The 16,559-nt window shown below is 68.4% G+C and carries 17 protein-coding genes and 1 pseudogene; 10 read left to right on the top strand and 8 right to left on the bottom strand.

Annotation, left to right across the window (positions count from 1 at the left end; genetic code table 11):
* Positions 1-18 precede the first annotated feature (18 nt).
* Both AC07OX_RS00185 and AC07OX_RS00190 read left to right on the top strand, forming a co-directional pair.
* On the top strand, positions 19-2,247 hold the full coding sequence (locus AC07OX_RS00185; protein ID WP_495262991.1) for a molybdopterin cofactor-binding domain-containing protein: 2,229 nt from the start codon (positions 19-21) through the stop codon (positions 2,245-2,247).
* Between the two features lie 11 nt (positions 2,248-2,258).
* Positions 2,259-3,875, top strand: coding sequence for a phospholipase D family protein (locus AC07OX_RS00190; protein ID WP_495262990.1), 1,617 nt, complete (start codon positions 2,259-2,261; stop codon positions 3,873-3,875).
* A gap of 10 nt (positions 3,876-3,885) precedes the next feature.
* On the opposite strand, the gene AC07OX_RS00195 is transcribed toward AC07OX_RS00190, so the two are convergent.
* From AC07OX_RS00195 to AC07OX_RS00225, 7 genes are all read right to left on the bottom strand, one after another.
* Positions 3,886-4,944, bottom strand: coding sequence for an asparaginase (locus AC07OX_RS00195; RefSeq protein ID WP_495262989.1), 1,059 nt, complete (start codon positions 4,942-4,944; stop codon positions 3,886-3,888).
* A 50-nt stretch (positions 4,945-4,994) separates the two neighbouring features.
* Positions 4,995-6,275: a TRAP transporter large permease subunit gene (locus tag AC07OX_RS00200; protein WP_495262988.1), complete on the bottom strand. Its 1,281-nt coding sequence runs from the start codon at positions 6,273-6,275 to the stop codon at positions 4,995-4,997.
* Positions 6,272-6,865 (bottom strand): TRAP transporter small permease, encoded by a 594-nt coding sequence (locus AC07OX_RS00205; RefSeq protein WP_495262987.1) that lies wholly within the window; start codon positions 6,863-6,865, stop codon positions 6,272-6,274. Before AC07OX_RS00205 ends, AC07OX_RS00200 begins: the two co-directional genes overlap by 4 nt.
* Positions 6,866-6,899: 34 nt before the next feature.
* Complete coding sequence (locus AC07OX_RS00210; RefSeq protein ID WP_495262986.1) at positions 6,900-7,925, bottom strand: TRAP transporter substrate-binding protein; 1,026 nt, start codon at positions 7,923-7,925, stop codon at positions 6,900-6,902.
* A gap of 32 nt (positions 7,926-7,957) precedes the next feature.
* Complete coding sequence (locus AC07OX_RS00215) at positions 7,958-9,304, bottom strand: amidase (protein ID WP_495263025.1); 1,347 nt, start codon at positions 9,302-9,304, stop codon at positions 7,958-7,960.
* 29 nt (positions 9,305-9,333) lie between these two features.
* Positions 9,334-10,089, bottom strand: a complete 756-nt coding sequence (cnbZ, locus tag AC07OX_RS00220) for a 2-amino-5-chloromuconate deaminase CnbZ (protein ID WP_495262985.1) — start codon at positions 10,087-10,089, stop codon at positions 9,334-9,336.
* A 108-nt stretch (positions 10,090-10,197) separates the two neighbouring features.
* A complete protein-coding gene (locus AC07OX_RS00225) occupies positions 10,198-11,112 on the bottom strand; it encodes a LysR family transcriptional regulator (RefSeq protein ID WP_495262984.1) in 915 nt (304 codons plus the stop codon).
* A gap of 161 nt (positions 11,113-11,273) precedes the next feature.
* Here AC07OX_RS00225 and AC07OX_RS00230 point away from each other — a divergent pair.
* From AC07OX_RS00230 to AC07OX_RS00250, 5 genes and pseudogenes are all read left to right on the top strand, one after another.
* A pseudogene (locus AC07OX_RS00230) lies at positions 11,274-11,375 on the top strand (NAD(P)H:quinone oxidoreductase); the annotation flags it as partial.
* A 28-nt stretch (positions 11,376-11,403) separates the two neighbouring features.
* A complete protein-coding gene (locus AC07OX_RS00235; RefSeq protein WP_495262983.1) occupies positions 11,404-11,847 on the top strand; it encodes an ester cyclase in 444 nt (147 codons plus the stop codon).
* 14 nt (positions 11,848-11,861) lie between these two features.
* A complete protein-coding gene (locus tag AC07OX_RS00240; RefSeq protein ID WP_495262982.1) occupies positions 11,862-12,335 on the top strand; it encodes an ester cyclase in 474 nt (157 codons plus the stop codon).
* A 36-nt stretch (positions 12,336-12,371) separates the two neighbouring features.
* Positions 12,372-13,142: an SDR family NAD(P)-dependent oxidoreductase gene (locus AC07OX_RS00245; RefSeq protein ID WP_495262981.1), complete on the top strand. Its 771-nt coding sequence runs from the start codon at positions 12,372-12,374 to the stop codon at positions 13,140-13,142.
* 25 nt (positions 13,143-13,167) lie between these two features.
* On the top strand, positions 13,168-13,827 hold the full coding sequence (locus AC07OX_RS00250; RefSeq protein WP_495262980.1) for a hypothetical protein: 660 nt from the start codon (positions 13,168-13,170) through the stop codon (positions 13,825-13,827).
* Positions 13,828-13,842: 15 nt separating this feature from the next.
* Here AC07OX_RS00250 and AC07OX_RS00255 read toward each other — a convergent pair whose 3' ends face one another.
* Positions 13,843-14,751 carry a LysR family transcriptional regulator gene (locus AC07OX_RS00255; RefSeq protein WP_495262979.1) on the bottom strand — a complete coding sequence of 303 codons (909 nt, stop codon included), beginning with the start codon at positions 14,749-14,751 and terminating at the stop codon, positions 13,843-13,845.
* A gap of 100 nt (positions 14,752-14,851) precedes the next feature.
* Between AC07OX_RS00255 and AC07OX_RS00260 the strand changes: the two genes are divergently transcribed.
* The 3 genes from AC07OX_RS00260 to AC07OX_RS00270 all read left to right on the top strand — a co-directional run bounded on the left by AC07OX_RS00260 (position 14,852) and on the right by AC07OX_RS00270 (position 16,540).
* A complete protein-coding gene (locus AC07OX_RS00260) occupies positions 14,852-15,709 on the top strand; it encodes a pirin family protein (protein WP_495262978.1) in 858 nt (285 codons plus the stop codon).
* Positions 15,710-15,775: 66 nt separating this feature from the next.
* A complete protein-coding gene (locus tag AC07OX_RS00265; RefSeq protein WP_495262977.1) occupies positions 15,776-16,210 on the top strand; it encodes a DoxX family protein in 435 nt (144 codons plus the stop codon).
* Between the two features lie 201 nt (positions 16,211-16,411).
* A complete protein-coding gene (locus tag AC07OX_RS00270; protein WP_307636462.1) occupies positions 16,412-16,540 on the top strand; it encodes a hypothetical protein in 129 nt (42 codons plus the stop codon).
* Positions 16,541-16,559: the final 19 nt, after the last annotated feature.

The raw sequence follows: 16,559 nt of genomic DNA on the forward strand, positions 1-16,559 counted from the left end.
ACGCAGGAGGGCGACGACATGCAATTCACCGAAGCCGCCGGGCCCAGCGCCCTGGACCGCGAGCGCGTGCTGGGCCGCCCGCTCGACCGCATCGACGGGCCGCTCAAGGTCAGCGGCCGTGCCCGCTACAGCTACGAGTACGGCAACGAGGTGCCCGACGCCGCCTATGGCTGGATCGTGCTGGCGGGCATTGCCAAGGGCCGCATCACGCGCATCGACACCGCCGAGGCGCAGCGCGCGCCGGGCGTGCTGCTGGTCTACACCTACGCCAACGTGCCGCGCATGGCGCCGAAGGGGCGCGCCAATGTGGTGTCGCAGCTGTCGGGCCCCGAGGTGCAGCAGCACGGCCAGGCGGTGGCCTTCGTGGTGGCGCAGAGCTTCGAGCAGGCGCGCGCGGCCTCGTTCCTGATCCGCATCGACTACGAGCGCGGCGCGGGCCGCTTCGACCTCGCGGCCGCGCAGGCAAGTGCCCCCAAGCCCGGCGACGACCCCAGTGCCGGCAGCGAGAGCGCGGCCGACACGGCGGTGGGCGACTTCCAGGGCGCCTACGACACCGCACCCGTCACGATCGACCAGACCTACACCACGCCCGACCAGCATCCCGCGATGCTGGAGCCGCAGGCCACCACCGCGCGCTGGGATGGCGATCGGCTCACGCTCTACACCTCGCACCAGATGCCCAACTGGGCCGCCAGCGACGTGGCCGCGATGCTGGACGTGCCGGCGGCCCAGGTGCGCGTGGTCTCGGCCTTCGTGGGCGGCGGTTTCGGCTCCAAGCTGCGCACGCATGCCGATGCCGTGCTTTCGGCCTTTGCCGCGCGCGAGCTGCGCCGGCCGGTGAAGACGGCGCTGGCGCGCGAGCAGCTGCTCAACCACACGACGCGCCGCGCCGCGACCATCCAGCGCGTGCGCCTGGGCGCCACGCCCGACGGCCGGCTCACGGCCATCGGCCACGAGACCTGGACCAGCAACCTGCCGGGCCGCAGCTACTACGAAGGCGCCTCGCGCCAGACGCGCCTGCTGTACGCCGCCCCGAACCGCATGACGGCGCACCGCGTGGCCGCACTCGACCTGCCCGAGGCCGCCGCCATGCGCGCACCGGCCACCACCAGCGGGCAGATGGCCTTCGAGGTGGCGCTCGACGAACTGGCTGAAAAGCTGCGCATCGACCCGGTGCAGCTGCGCATTCTCAACGACAGCCCGCACGACCCGGAGCGCGGGCCGTCGCGCCCGTACTCCGGGCGCAAGCTGATCGAGTGCCTGCGCGAGGGCGCGCGGCGCTTCGGGTGGAGCCAGAGAAGCCCCGAGCCGGGGAGGGTGCGCGACGGCCGCTGGCTGGTCGGCATGGGCGTGGCCAGCGCCATCCACCATCACTCGGTGCGTCCGTCGAACGCCAGGCTGAGCCTCGATGCGCAGGGCCGGCTCTTGATCGAAACCTCGATGACCGACATCGGCACCGGCACCTACACCGTGCTGGCGCAGATCGCCGCCGAGATGACCGGCATCCCGATGGACCGCATTGGCGTGCGGCTGGGCGACACCGCGCTGCCAGCCGGTGCGGGCTCGATCGCGTCCATCGGCGCGTCGAGCGCGGGTGCCTCGGTCTTCGACGGCTGCCAGCAACTGTGCCGCCTGCTGGCGCAGCGTGCCGGCTTCGATGCGCAGGCGGCGCGCTTCGAGCGCGGCCGCATCGCCCTGGGGCGTCGCTCGCACGCGCTCGGCGAGCTGGCGGGCGCGGAAGGCCTCAGCGTGCTCGGCAACGTCGAGCCCGGCGACCTGCACCGCCGCTATGCGCAGGCCGCATTCGGCGCCCACTTCTGCGAGGTGGGCGTGGACATCGACACCGGCGAGACGCGCGTGCGCCGCATGCTCGGCGTGTTCGCGGCGGGCCGCATCCTCAACATGAAGACCGCGCGCAGCCAGGCCATCGGCGGCATGGTGTTCGGCGTGGGCGCGGCGTTGCACGAGGAAGCCGTGGTCGATGCGCGCCACGGCTACTTCGTGAACCACGACATGGCCGAGTACCTGGTGCCGGTGCACGCAGACATTCCCGACATCGACGCCGTCTACCTGCAGGACAGCGACGACCTCGCGAGCCCGATCAAGTCGAAGGGCATCGGCGAGCTGGGCACCTGCGGCTCGGCCGCCGCGGTGGCGAACGCCATCTTCAATGCCACCGGCGTGCGTGTGCGGAACTACCCGATCACGCTCGACAAGCTGCTGACGGGGCTGCCGATGCGTGCTTGAATGGCTTCGCCATGCCTGCCACCGCCTCTTTCGCCGCGCTGACTCGCCAGCTTCTTCTTGCCGCTGCCGCCTTCGTCGCGCTGTCGCTCGCCGGCTGTGCGACGCTCCCCGACGAAGGCCCGCGCACCGCCAGCACCTCGCTGCCCGTGCAGGGACCCGCGACGCCGCTCGACCGCATCGCCACCGCGTCGATGCAAGGGGCCGAACCCGGCGCCAGCGGCTTTCGCCTGATGCTGGGCCTGGCCAGCATGGACACGCGCCTGGCGCTGCTGCGCGGGGCGCAGCGCTCGCTCGACCTGCAGTACTACCACCTGCACGACGACGCGACCGGCCGGCTGGTGCTGCGCGAGCTGCGCAACGCGGCAGCGCGTGGTGTGCGCGTGCGGCTGCTGGTGGACGACCTCTACACGCAAGACATCGGGCCGCTGCTCGAAGGCCTGGGCGCGTACCCGAACGTGGAGGTGCGCATCTTCAACCCCTTTCCCACGCGCGGCGGCACAGCTGTGCGCTTCGGCCTGGCGCTGTTCGACTTCGCGCGCCTGAACCGCCGCATGCACAACAAGCTGTTCGTGGCCGATGGCGTGCTGGCCGTGGCCGGCGGGCGCAACCTGGGCGACATCTACTTCATGCGCGATGCCGACGCCAACTTCTTCGACTACGACGTGCTGGTGGCCGGCGCGGTGCTGCCGCAGATGGCAAGCCTCTTCGACGAATACTGGAATGCGCCGCAGGTGCGCACGGCAAGCTCGGTGCTGCGCCCCTCGGCCGATGCCGAAGGCTTGCGCCGCGCCTTCGATGCGCGCGTGGACGGCGCCGACACGCCCGAGCCGGTGCCGTTTCGCACCGTCGATCCCACGGGCCGTGTCACCTTGGGCGACGAGCTGGCGGCAGGCCGCGTGAGGCTGGCGTTCGGCACGGCGCAGGCCTTTGCCGATGCACCGGCCAAGGCCTGGGGCCAGATGGAGACGCGACGCCTGCCCAGCGGCGCGCTCATCGACACCAGCCGCCGCCTGCTGGGCGAGGCGGCGCAGCAGGCGCAGTCCGAAATCACGACCTCGTCGCCGTACTTCGTGCCGGGCCCGGCGGCGCTCGAGGGCATGCGCCGCAACGCGGCGCGGGGCATCCGGCAGACACTCATCACCAATTCATTGGCCGCCACGGACGAGCCCGTGGTCCACACCGGCTACCGCCGCTACCGCACGCAATTGCTGCAGGGCGGCATGCGCATCCACGAGATCCACCCGAACGCGGGCCGGGCGTTGTTCGTCGGCAGCATCGGCGCGGGGGCGCAGGTGCGGCTGCACACCAAGGCGCTGGTGATCGACCGCCGGACGCTCTTCCTGGGCTCGGTCAACATGGACCCGCGCTCCGATGCGCTGAACACCGAGTTCGGCCTGCGCATCGATTGCCCCGCGCTGGCGGAGGAGGCGAGCGCCTTCTTCAACGAGCTGATGCTGCACGCCGCGTACCAGGTGCGCCTGAAGCCGAGCAGCGACGATGCGCTGGAATGGTGGCGCATCGACAGCAACCCGCCCGTCAGGGTGACGGATGACGAGCCCGGCGCGGACCTGCCGACCCGCGTCAGGCTCTACCTGCAGTCGCTGGTGATCCCCGAGTCGATGCTGTAGCGGGCCCGGCCTACCGGTCGAACGCGGCCTGCAACTCGGCCTTGCTGGTGACGCCGCGGTGCAGCTGGAGCATGAGCAGCAGGCGCGCCTTCTGCGGGCTCAGGTCGCCCGCCATTACGGCGCCGGCCTCGTCGCTGGTCTTGCCGCCGCCCACGAAACCGTAGACCGGCCGCGTGCGACCGTTGTGCACGCGCGTGGAGACGACCACCGGCACGCCCTTGGACAGCGCGTACTTGAGCGCCTCGAACATCGAGACGTTCATGTTGCCCATGCCCACCGCCTGCACCACGATGCCCTTGGCACCCTGGTCGACGGCGTAGCGCATCAGCGAGCCGTCGGCGCCGCCGAACATGGCGACGATTTCCACGCGCGGCATCTCGGCGTTGCCGATGTCGATGTGCTGGCGGCGCAGCGGCGAGCGCGTGAAGACGACCTTGTCGTCCCACACCTCGCCCAGGAAACCGAAGTCGCCCGAATTGAAGGTCTCGACGTTGGCCGTGTGCGTCTTGGTGACGTTGCGTGCCGCGTTGATCTGGTTGTTCATCGCCAGCATCACGCCCTTGCCGCGCGCTTCGGGCGTGGTGGCGATGCGGATGGCGTTGAGCAGGTTGCGCGGGCCGTCGAAGTCGGGCGACGAGGCATTGCGCTGCGCGCCGATGAGGATCACCGGCTTGTCGGACTTGACGGTCAGGTCCAGCCAGTAGGCCGTTTCTTCCATGGTGTCGGTGCCGTGCGCAATGACCACGCCGGCCACCTCGGGGCGCGCGAGCGCGTCGTCGACCGCCTTGGTCAGGCGCGTCCACCATTTCGCCTCGATGTAGTTGGACGACATGGCCGAGAAGTTGTTGACCTCGATGGTCGCGTACTTGCCGGCATCGGGCACCGTCTGCATCAGGTCGTCGCCCGAGATCGCGGGCACCACGCCCTTGGTGACGGGGTCGATCTTCATCGCGATGGTGCCGCCCGTGGCGATGAACTGCACGACGGGTCGGGTCTGCGCCTGCGCCGACGTGGCCACTGCTGCCAGGCCGATCGTCGCGAGTGCCAGTGTCCGCTTCAGTGTCTTCATGGGTGTCCTTGTCGAAGTGTGGTGGTGGAGGTGAGCGAGTCGTTCGCGCGTCAGCCACCGAACCATTTGGCGGGCACGGTAACGAGCGAAGGAAACAGTACCAGCAGGAACATCACCGCCAGCTCGGCCAGCATGAAAGGCCACACGCCCTTGGTGACCTCGTCGATCTTCATGCGGCCCACGCCGGCCACCACGTTGAGCACCGTGCCCACCGGCGGCGTGATGAGCCCGATCGAGTTGTTGATGATGAACAGCACGCCGAAGTAGACCGGGTCGATGCCCGCCGCCTTGACCACGGGCATCAGCACCGGCGTGAGGATCAGGATCGTCGGCGTCATGTCCATCGCGGTGCCGACGATCATCACCAGTACCATGATCGCGACCAGCAGCAGCGTCGGGCTGGCCATGAAGGGCTCGAGCAGGCCGATCACCTTGCTGGGCAGGTCGGCCACGGTGATGAGCCAGGCCGACACCATCGCGGCGGCAATCAGCAGCATGATCACCGAGGTGGTCTTGGCGGCCGAAACGAAGATCGCGTACAGCTGGCGCGGCTTCAACTCGCGGTACACGACGGTGGAGACGAACAACGCATAGACCGCAGCGACCACGGCGGCCTCGGTGGGCGTAAACACGCCCGCGCGCAGGCCGACCAGAATGATCACCGGCAGCATCAGCGCCCAGCCCGAGGCGCGCAGCGCCTTCAGCACCTCGGCACGCGAGCGGCGCGGCGGCGGCACGATCTGCTCGCGCCGGCCCAGCCACCACCAGGTGAACCACAGCGCGGCGCCGATCAGCAGGCCCGGGAAGATGCCGGCCAGGAACAGCTTGGTGATCGACACGTTGGCCGCCACGCCGAAGATCACGAAGCCGATGCTCGGCGGAATGACCGGCCCGATGATCCCTGAAGCCGCGATCAGCCCGCCCGAGCGCGCCTTGTCGTGCCCGGCCGAGACCATCATCGGCAGCAGCAGCGCGGTGAGCGCGGCAGCATCGGCCACCGCGGAGCCCGACAGCGCCGACAGCAGCACTGCCGCCATGATCGCGACGTAGCCCAGGCCGCCGCGGATGTGGCCGACCAGCGCCAGCGCCAGGTCGATGATGCGGCGCGACAGTCCGCCGACGTTCATGATCTCGCCGGCCAGCATGAAGAAGGGCACCGCCAGCAGCGGAAAGCTGTCGGCCCCGTTAACCACGTTCTGCGCCAGGATCTGCGCGTCGAACAGGTCCAGGTGCCACATCAGGGCCACGCCCGTGGCCAGCAGTGCGAAGGCGATCGGGATGCCGAGCGCCATGGCGCCCAGCAAGGCGCCGATGAAGATTGCGACTGTCATGGCCGTTCTCCTGGCGACTTGGGCTGTGCGGCTTGCGCGGCTTCCTGGCGCGCGAGCTCGGCCTGCAGCGCCTCGAGCTCGCCCTGTTCCTCCGACTCCTTGACCATCACCATCTCGGCCTCACTGAGCTGGCCCGTGAGCGCGCGCCACAGCTCGCGCAGGATCAGCAGCCCTGCCGAAGCGGCGAACACCACGCCCGAGCCGTACAGGAAGGCGCTGGACATGCCCGTGACCGGCGCGGCCACGTCCCAGTTGATCCGCGCCTGGTCGAGGCTGCCGTCGAACAGCAGCCAGGCGATGAACAGCATCAGAAGCTGGCCCGCCACTAGGCAGGCTTTCTTGCCGAGCAGCGGCAGCCGCGAGACCAGCATGTCGGTGCCGAGGTGGGCGTGTTCCTTGAGCGCGACGATCGCGCCCAGGAAGGTGACCCACACGAACAGCCAGCGCGAGACTTCCTCCGACACCGTGATGCCGGAGTTGAAGCCATAGCGCAGCACCACGTTGCCGAACACCAGCACCACCATGATCGCCAGGAACAGCGCGATCAGGCCCTCCAGCAGGCGACAGTAGCCATCGATCAGGCGAGCCATGATCTTCTTTCCTTGTGCGGTTGCCGGGCGGGGGCTACTTGGCGGCCCGCGCCTTGTCGAGCTCGGAGAACAGCTCCTGTGCGAGCGCCGGGTCGATCTGCTTTACGTATTTTTCGGTCACCGGCTTGAGCTTCTCGCGCAACCGCTCGCGCTCCTGCGCCGGAAACGCCGTCAGCGTCATGCCCTTGCTCTTGAGGAGCTCGGCCGACTTCGCGTTCACTTCGCGGTTGGCGTTGCGCTGGTAGGGCTGGGCCTCCTTGGCGGCGTCGGCCAGCACCTTGCGTTCGTCCGCGGAGAGCTTGTCCCAGGTCTTCTTGCTGAACAGCAGCACGATCGGGTTGAAGGTGTGGCGCGTGTCGGATGCGTACTTCTGGATCTCGTAGTACTTCGAGGCCTCGACCAGCGAGTACGGGTTCTCCTGGCCGTCCACGGCCTTCTGCTCCAGCGCGGTGTAGACCTCGGGCAAGGGCAGCGGCGAGGGGTTGGCGCCCAGGGCGCTGAACATGTCGATCATCACGGGGATCTGCATCACCCGCAGCTTGAGGCCCTGCAGGTCTTCCATCTTCGCCACCGGCCGCCGGCTGTTGGTGACGTTGCGAAAGCCGTGCTCGAAGTAGGTCAGGCCAACGAGGCCCTTCTCGGGCAGCTTGTCCAGCAGCTTGCGGCCGACCGGGCCGTCGAGCACGAAGTCGGCCTCCTTCTCGTTGTTGAAGAGGAAGGGCAGGTCGAACAGCGAGAACTCCTTGATGGCGACCGAGATCGATCCGGGTACCACCATCGTCAGGTCCACCGTGCCGCCCTGCAGTGACGAGATGACGGCCGCATCGCCGCCGAGCACGCCAGCCGGAAAGAGCTTCACCTTCATCTTGCCGCCGCTCTTCCTGTCCACCAGGTCGGCGAAGCGCTGCGCGCCCATGCCCTGCGGGTGCTCCTTCTGGTTGACGAACGCGAGCTTGAAGTTGCGCTCCTTGATGTCCTGCGCGTGGCCGGTGCCCATGAGGGCGAAAGCGGCCGCCAGGCTGCAGAGGGCGCCGAGAACGCGTTGCGAGAGGGTTTTCATGGTCTTGTCTCCTTCTTGAAATTCGATGCTTCTCACGCTCGCGGTCCGAGTGCGCGCTCGATGGCCGCGCCAACCGCCAGCAGGTGCCGGTCGCTGCCCGCCGCGCCGCAGGCCATCAGTCCCACCGGCGCCGTGCCCGGTGCATGGCAGGGAAGGGTGAGGGCGCAGCCGTCGAGAAAATTGACGACCCCGGAGTTGCGCAGGATGCGCAGGTTCCAGCGCACGTAGTCGTCGTCGCTGCGGTCGGCCTCGGCCAGCGTCGGTGCGATGCAGGCCACGGTGGGCAGCAGCAGCGCGTCGAACGGGGCCAGCGCTTGCGCGAAGGCTGCGATGGAAAAGGCGCGCAGGCGCAGCAGCGCGATGTGGTCGGCGGCACTGATGCTGGCGCCCAGCGCCAGGCGCTGGCCCACGCGCGGGTCGTAGAGCGGGAGCCGTTCCAGACTCTCGCGGTGCACCACGTAGGCTTCCGCTCCCGCAATGCCACCGCCCTCGAAGTAGCGCGGGTGCGCGTCCAGCGGCGGTATCGGGGCGGTGGCGATGTGCGCTCCGGCGCGCGACAGCGTCGCCAGCGCGGCCGAAAAGGCGTGCGCCACCTCGGGGTCGAGGTCGTTCATCAGGCCGCCTTCAGGCACGAGCAGGCGCAGGCCGCGTGCGTCCAGCGGTGTGAGCGGCGCGGGCGCCATGCCGGCAAGAATCGCGTCGAACAGCGCACAGCAGTCGACGGAGTTGGTCAGCGGGCCGATGGAATCGAGCGTCCACGAAAGCGGGAAGGCACCGTCGGTCGGCACCCGCCGCGCGGTCGGCTTGAACCCGACCACACCGCACAGCGCCGCCGGGATGCGCACCGAGCCGCGCGTGTCGGTGCCCAGGGCCATCACGCCCATGCCGTCCGCCTGCGCCACGCCGGCGCCGCAGGACGATCCGCCCGGCACGCGGCCGGTGGCCCGGTCCCAGGGGTTGCGCGGCGTGCCGGTGTGCGGGTTCAGGCCCACGCCACCGAAGGCGAACTCGACCATGTTCGTGCGGCCCAGGATCACCGCACCTGCGGCGCGCAGCCGTTCGACGGCGATGGCGTCGTGCACAGCCGGCAGGGCATCGGCACGCACCACCGAGCCCGCACGCGTGACCTGGCCGGCCACGTCGAACAAGTCCTTCACCGACACCGGCAGGCCTTCAATGGCCGAGCGCACAGCGCCGTTGCGGCGCATCGCATCGGAGGCGTCGGCCATCCGGCGTGCGCCTTCCGCATCGATGTGGGTGAAGGCGCGTGCACCTTCACCCGCAGGGTCGGTGATGCGTTCGAGCGCCGCCTCGACCAGTGCGCGCGAGGTGGTCGTGCCGGCCGCTAGGTTGGCGCCGAGTTGTGCGGCCGTGACCATGGCGTTGCTCACTTTTTCTCGATCGCCGCTTAGGCGTGCACCAGTTCGCGCGCCACACGGCGCAGGTCCATCTCGTATTCCATGTCAGCGATGGGCGGGCGGGTGAATTGCCAGGTGAGCCCCATGCGGGCCACGCCGCGCCGGACAAGCTCTTCGTGCATCAGCGGCCCGATGTCGTGCACCGTGTAGGCCTGCGTTGCGACCGCGTCCTGCCAAGTGAAGCCCAGCGCCGTGACGCGCCGCGTCATCTCCGCCACGACGTAGCGCACCTTCTCCCGCAGTCCGTCGAGGCTGGTGTCGCCCAGGCGCACCATTACGTCGCGGTAGTTGCCGTGGCCCTCGGGTGCCTCACCGCCGCCAGCTACCACGAAACCGGGCAGCGCGGTGCCGTCGTCCGGCACGGTGTACGAGAAGGCATGGAACGCGGGCGATGCGGGCGGCTCGTACACCGGGCAGACATTGGTGCGGGCCACAGGGTTGATGTCGCCGCGCACCAGGCCCCAGTCCTGCAGCGTGCGCACGTACAGGCGGTTGAACTCGACGAAGCCGCCGTCGGACAGCGGCGCGGGCGAGCGCAGCTCGCAGCCGCACAGCGCCGACAGCGGCCGGCCGCGTTGTACCAGGTGCGCGGCGATGGCATCGAAGCCCGCGAGCAGGGCGGGCGGGCGCTGGAACACCACGCGCTCGACGGCGAAGCCCGGCAGTGCGGCAACGCCCGCCGAGTACTGGAAAACGGCCTGGATGTAGCGGTAGCCACCGGGCTGGAAATCGACAACTTGGGTCATGGGTGAATGTCTCCGTGGGTCTCGACTCTATGCAGCTTGCGGGTTGCAAAGAAGCCAAACTTCGGCACCCATATGTTGCCGAAATGAGAACAGGAAAGACACTCGCCGCTAGCCGCGCTCGGCGGCGGTGGTGCCGTAGCGGCCCATGCCGGCCTTGAAGGTCTGCAGCAGCTTGCGCGCAGCCGGTGACGGCTGGTAGGAGGGCATGGTGATGAGGCTGATGTGGGTCTGGGCCAGGTCGCGCTCCTGCAGCGGCACCGCGCACAGCTCGCCGCTGGCGATTTCGCGCAGCGCCGCGTAGCGCGGCAGGAAGGTCATCAGCTCGGAATGGCGCACGATGCCCTTGGCCATGTCCAGTGTGTTCGCTTCGATCACGTGCGTGAGCGAAGTCTTGGTCTTCAGCGCGATGGCATCGATCAGCGAGCGGATCTGGAAGGTGGTGTCGGGCAGCACCACGCGCTGGTCCGCCAGCGTCTTGAACGAGATGCTGCGCCGCGCCGCCAGCGGATGGCCGGCCGCGACGATGGCGCACAGCGGCTGCTCCAGCCGCGCATGCACATGGAAGGGGTTGCGCGCCGGCAGGCCGAAGGCCAGGGCCAGGTCGATCTCGCCGTCGCGCAGCAGCTCGAGCACCGCACGCGAGCCGACGATCGAGACGCTCACGCGGATGCCCGGAAAGCGCTGGTCGAAACCCGCCAGGTAGCGCGAAAGAAAGTAGACCATGCCCTCGACGCTGCCGATGCGCACCTGTCCCGCCTGCAATCCGGTGATCTGCTGCAGCGAAGCGCGCAAGGCTTCGGCGTCGGTGCTGGCGCGCGCGGCGTAGTCGCGCACCAGTTCGCCGGCGGCCGTGAGCGAGAGGCGCCGCGCGCGACGGTCGAACAGGGCGACCTGCAGTTCCGCTTCGAGTTGGCCGATCTGGCGGCTGATGGCGCTCGGCGCGATCGACAGGTGTTCCGCCGCACGGCGGATCGAGCCGCTGAGAGCGACTTCACGGAAGTAGGTCAGGGCGAGGGGAAGCATGGTGCGCGCCGATGCTACGCCACCGGCTGGTTCTGGCGTGGTGCGTGCGGCGTATTCCATCCAGTTTCTCGATGGATCCCATCGAAACAAACAGGCTTCCGCGAGAGATGCTTGGCTCCTACGCTAGCGCCATGTCATCGAAGTTCAGCCTTCGTTCTTCGTCCGCCGGCGACGGATCGCGCCAGCCGACCGAGATCGACCTGGCCGGCGCGCGCCACCAGGGCGAGCTGGTGGCCAAGACCGCGGCCAAGCTCTTCGGCTGAGCGCCGGACTGCGCAAAGGAGAACCACCATGAACCAGCAGAACACCGCAGGCGAAGCGGCCAAGGCCGTCGTGCGCCGCAACACCGAAGAGGTCCAGGGCGGCGGCGACTACGCGCTCTTCGACGAACTGTTCGCCGACAGCTTCCTGGACCACACGCCGCAGCCCAACTGCACGCCGGACAAGGTGGGCGCCCTGGGCCTGTACAAGACGCTGCGCGCCGCGTTCCCCGACTTCCATGCCGACATCCACTGGCAGCGCGTGGACGGCGACGTGGTGACGACCTTCAAGACCTACCACGGCACGCACCAGGGCGAGGTGTTTGGCATCGCACCCACAGGCCGCAAGATCCACTTCGAGACCGTCGACGCGATGCGCGTGCAGGACGGCAAGCTCACCGAGCACTGGGGCGTGGCCAACCTCTTTTCGCTGCTGCAGCAGCTCGGCGCCTGGCCGCCGGCGGCGCAGGCCTGAGGGAGGAGGGCGCCATGAAACAGCTTCTGTCCATGCTGCTCCTGTCGGCTGCCGGCGCCTTGGCGAACGCCGACACCGGGTCGGCCAACACGCAGGTTGCCACTCGGTGGTACCAGGCCTTCGACAAGCGCGAGCCGGCGCACATCGAGCAGATCGTCGATGCGCGCTGGGTCGACATCCCATCGCCCGAAGGCATGCCGCCGGGGCCCGAAGGACTGAAGCAGATCTACACGATGCTGACCTCGACCTTCCCCGACCTGCGCATCGAGATCAAGGACGTGATCGAGCAGGGCGACAAGGTCGTCGTGCGCTCTGAGATCTCCGGCACGCAAAAGACCGCCTTCGTGGGCATGCCCACGAAGAACCGGCCACTGCGCATCCAGGCCATCGACATCCACGAGGTGAAGGGCGGAAAGATCGTCCGCACCTGGCACACCGAAGACTGGATGACGGGGCTGCATCAACTGGGCATCCTCGGCAGCCCCTGAGGCGACCGCTGGAAGCGCCCGCAAAGGAACACTGCAATGAGCGACATTCTCAAAGACAAGGTCGTCGTCGTCACCGGCGCCGCCAGCGGCATCGGGCGCGCGATCGCCATCGGCGCCGCGCAGCACGGCGCCAGGGCGGTGATCGTCTCGGACATCACCGAAACGTCGAACGAAGGCGGCGGCACCACGACCTCGGAGATCGAGGCGCTGGGCGTGGCCGTGCGCTTTCACCGCACGGACGTGAGCCAGCGCGCGCAAGTCGATGCGCTGGTCGAGGCAGGGGCGGAATTCGGCGGCGTCGACGTGATGGTCGCCAACGCCGGCATCACGCTGCGCTCGGACGGCCCCGACGTGGCCGAAGACGACTACCGGCGCCTCATGAGCGTCAACCTCGACGGCGTGCTGTTCAGTGCCCAGGCGGCGGCGCGGCAGATGAAGGCCAACCGCAAGGCCGGCAGCATCGTGCTGATGGCCAGCATGGGCGGGATCGCGGGCGCCGGCATGACCGTGGCCTATTCCACCAGCAAGGGCGGCGTGGTGCTCATGGCCAAGGCCCTGGCGGATGCGCTGGGGCCCGACGGCATCCGCGTCAACGCGGTCGCGCCGGGCGTCATCGACACCCACCTGGTGCGCACGAACCCGGGCATCGCCGCCGCGTCCGAAGGTTTTCGGCAGCGCACGCCATTGCGCCGGCTCGGCAAGCCCTCCGAGATCGCGGATTCGGTGGCGTGGCTCGGCTCGGACATGGCCAGCTACGTGAGCGGCATCGCGCTGCTCGTCGACGGCGGCTTGCTGTCAGTGATCTGAACCGCGCCGAGACAGGAGAGACACCATGTACGCCGAGCCCGTGAACCCGAAGAATCAACGCCTGGACACCGCGGACGCACTGACGCTGATGCGCGTGCCGCCGAAGTTCGACGTCACCGAGTGGCCGCGCCAGGTCGAGGCCTTTCTGCAGGCAACCGAGAAGCCGCTGCACCGGGCCATCTTGAAGAACTATCTGCGGCATCTGCTGCTGGAGGTGGCGGGCTACTGGGACCAGATCATCGTGCCCGAGCTCACGGTCGACGAGCCCGAGTACCGCGTGGGCGACCGAGGAACGGTACACGTTTTGTCGGGCAGGGCGGCGGTGGAGGGCTTCTACCGGCAGACCTCCGAGACCCGGCAGAACGTCATGGGCGCCCGGACGATGAACATGGGCGTGGAGGACTACGGCGTGACCACCGAGGCCATCTGGACGCATGTGGTGCCCGGTGCCTGCCTGAAGGACCACCCGGTCGATGCCGACCCGCACGCCTGGTACCTCATGAACCACCACCTGTTCCAGATCTTCACGTACACGCGCGACGCGCAGCCCAAGCTGATCTCGGAGCGCATCTACGACGATCCGCAGAGCTACAGCTACGAGAAGCTCGCTCCCGCCGACGTTGTGACGCCAGAGATGGCGCGCGTGCAGCTGGCGCCGTTTCTTGCGCGGGCGACGCTGGCGTAGCGCCGCCTTGCTTCACTACGCGCGGGCGGGCGAATCGGCCTGCTTGAGCTGCTCGAGGAACCAGCGCCCGGCCGGCCCCGGCGGCGCATCCTTGCGGTAGGCCGCGAACATCGCGATGGGCGGTGTGCGCGGCTGGAAGTTTTCGATCTGGATCTGCACCAGCGCACCGGTGTCCAGGTCGTGCCGCACCATGGCCTGCGGCATGTGCCCCCAGCCGAACCCCGCGCGCAGGAAGGCGTGCTTCGCGCCCAGGTCCGCCAGGCGCCAGGTCGAGGGCGAGAAGACGCCATAGCTCTTGCCGTCCGACAGGCTCGTGCGGTCCGTGAGGACCAGCTGCACGTGCTCTTCCAGCTCGCGCATCCGGATCAGCCCCTTGCGGCGCGCCAGCGGATGCGCGCTGCCCGTCACCGTGACCATCGGCACGTCGAGCAGCTTCTCGGCCTCCACGGCATCGGGCACGACGGGCATGGACCCGATGATGCCCAGGCGGCACGTGCCCTGCAGCACGGGCTGGATGACGGCGCCCAGCGCCTCCACATAGAGGCGAAGCGGCGTGTGCGGAAAAGCCGCGCGGAACAGGCCGACGGCCACCGTCAGCGACTCCATCGGGTACATCACGTCCACCGCGACCGACAGCTCGGGCTCCAGCCCTTCGGCCATGGTGCGCGCCTTGGCCTTGAAGCCGTTCATGCTGCTCACGACCACCCGGGCTTCCGCGAGGAGGGCGGTGCCTTGCTCGGTGAGCTGCGGGTAGCGGGCCGAGCGGTCGAACAGCTGCACGTCGATCTGCGCTTCGAGATTGGCCAGCGTCTGGCTGACCACCGACTGCGCCCGTCGCAGCTTGCGGCCCGCCGCCGAGAAGCTGCCTTCGTCCGCTGCGGCAATGAAGGTGCGCAGCTGGTCCATGGATAAGCCATCGAGCATCTATCGTTCCTTTGGATGGATTGCATCGAAAGATATAGGCTTCTCAGGGGGATGTCCAGCTCCTAACCTTCAGGCCATCTCATCACCTGAAGGAAATTCCATGGAGCACGCAGTCAGCGAATCCCCGCCGGCCCTGTCTGTCCAGACGCGCCGCATCGTGGCCCGCACCCGAGGCCGGGCGCACGGACAGGTCACGCGCGTCGTCAGTCCGTCGGACATCGGCGAGCTGATCAAACCGTTCGTCTTTCTCGACTACTTCGATTTCAAGCCCACCGGCAACGCGCTGTTCCCGATGCATCCGCATTCGGGCATTGCGACGATCACCGTGCTGCTCTCGGGCGACCTGCGCTACGAGGACACGACCGGCGCCTCAGGCACGCTGTCCGCGGGCAGCGTCGAATGGATGCGGGCCGGCAACGGCGTGTGGCACGACGCGAGCCCGAGCGGCTTCGAGCGCTTCCAGGGCTACCAGGTGTGGGTGGCGTTGCCGCGCAGCCTGGAGAACCGCATGGCACACAGCCAGTACCTGCCCGCCGAGGCCGTGCCGCAGGCTGGCCCTGCCCGCATCGTGCTGGGGCGCCACGACGGCGCGCACAGCCGCGTGGCCGCGCCGGAAGGCATGAACCTGCTGCATGTGCGGCTGGCCGCGGGCGAACGCTGGCGCTACCAGCCGCCCGCGGGGCACGACGTGGCCTGGACCCACGTGCACCGCGGCGAGCTGCGCGTGGCCGGCGACCGGCTGCAAGGCGAGCTCGCGGTGTTCGACGAATCGAACAGCGCCATCGATTTCACTGCCGAAGGCGACACCGACTTCATCGTCGGGTCGGCCGTGAAGCACCCGCACGACCTCGTGCTGGGCTACTACTCCGTTCACACCTCGCCCGAGGCGCTGCAACAAGGCGAGGCGGAAATCGCCCGGCTCGGGCGACAGCTTCGTGCGGACGGACGCATCCGTTGACTCGCCGTTCGGCTTTCAGTTTCTTCAACCCCTGTGCTTTCAATCCACTTACTTAGGAAATTCATCATGACCACGACCACCACTTCCACCACCCAAACCACCGTCCTGCCGTTCGTCGGACGCATCCTGCTGGCGGCGATCTTCATCGTCAGCGCCCTGGGCAAGATCGCAGCGCCCGAGGCGACCCAGGGCTACATCGCGTCGGTGGGCCTGCCCGCGCCGCTGCTGGGCTACCTGGCGGCCATTGCCATCGAACTGGGCGGCGGCCTGTTGCTGCTGGCGGGCTACCGCACCCGAGTCGTCGCGCTCGGGCTCGCCGTGTTCTCGATCGCCTCGGCGCTCATCTTTCACCACGCGCTGGGCGACCAGAACCAGCTGTTCCACTTCCTGAAGAACCTCGCGATGGCCGGTGGCTTGGTCCAGGTCGTGGCCTTCGGCGCCGGTGCCTTCAGCATCGACAACCGCAAGCAGGTGCTGCGTCATTCGCTGGCCACCCGCTGAGCCGGCACAAACACAAGGCCCGCCCCAGTGATGGGGCGGGCTTTTTTTTCGTGGGGACGGGGGAGGCGAACCCTGGCAGATTGTGTGAGGTCCCGTCGCCATCCATCGTTCGAATCGATGGCTTGGATCGAGAAATTCAGGCTTCTGCGAGAGACGGAATCTCCCTAACCTGTCACTTGAATCACCCACCAGGAGATCGAAATGAAGCTCTGGAATTTCATCGACAAGCACCACGAAGACCTCGGCGTTGCGCTCTTCATTCTTCCTTGCCTGTTGACGGCGTTTGCGACGGCCGGGATCGTTTTCGGCATCGGCCTGTTGTTCCGCTAGGACCCCGAGGTATCGGCGT

The organism is Variovorax sp. GW821-FHT09D07 (assembly GCF_059416345.1).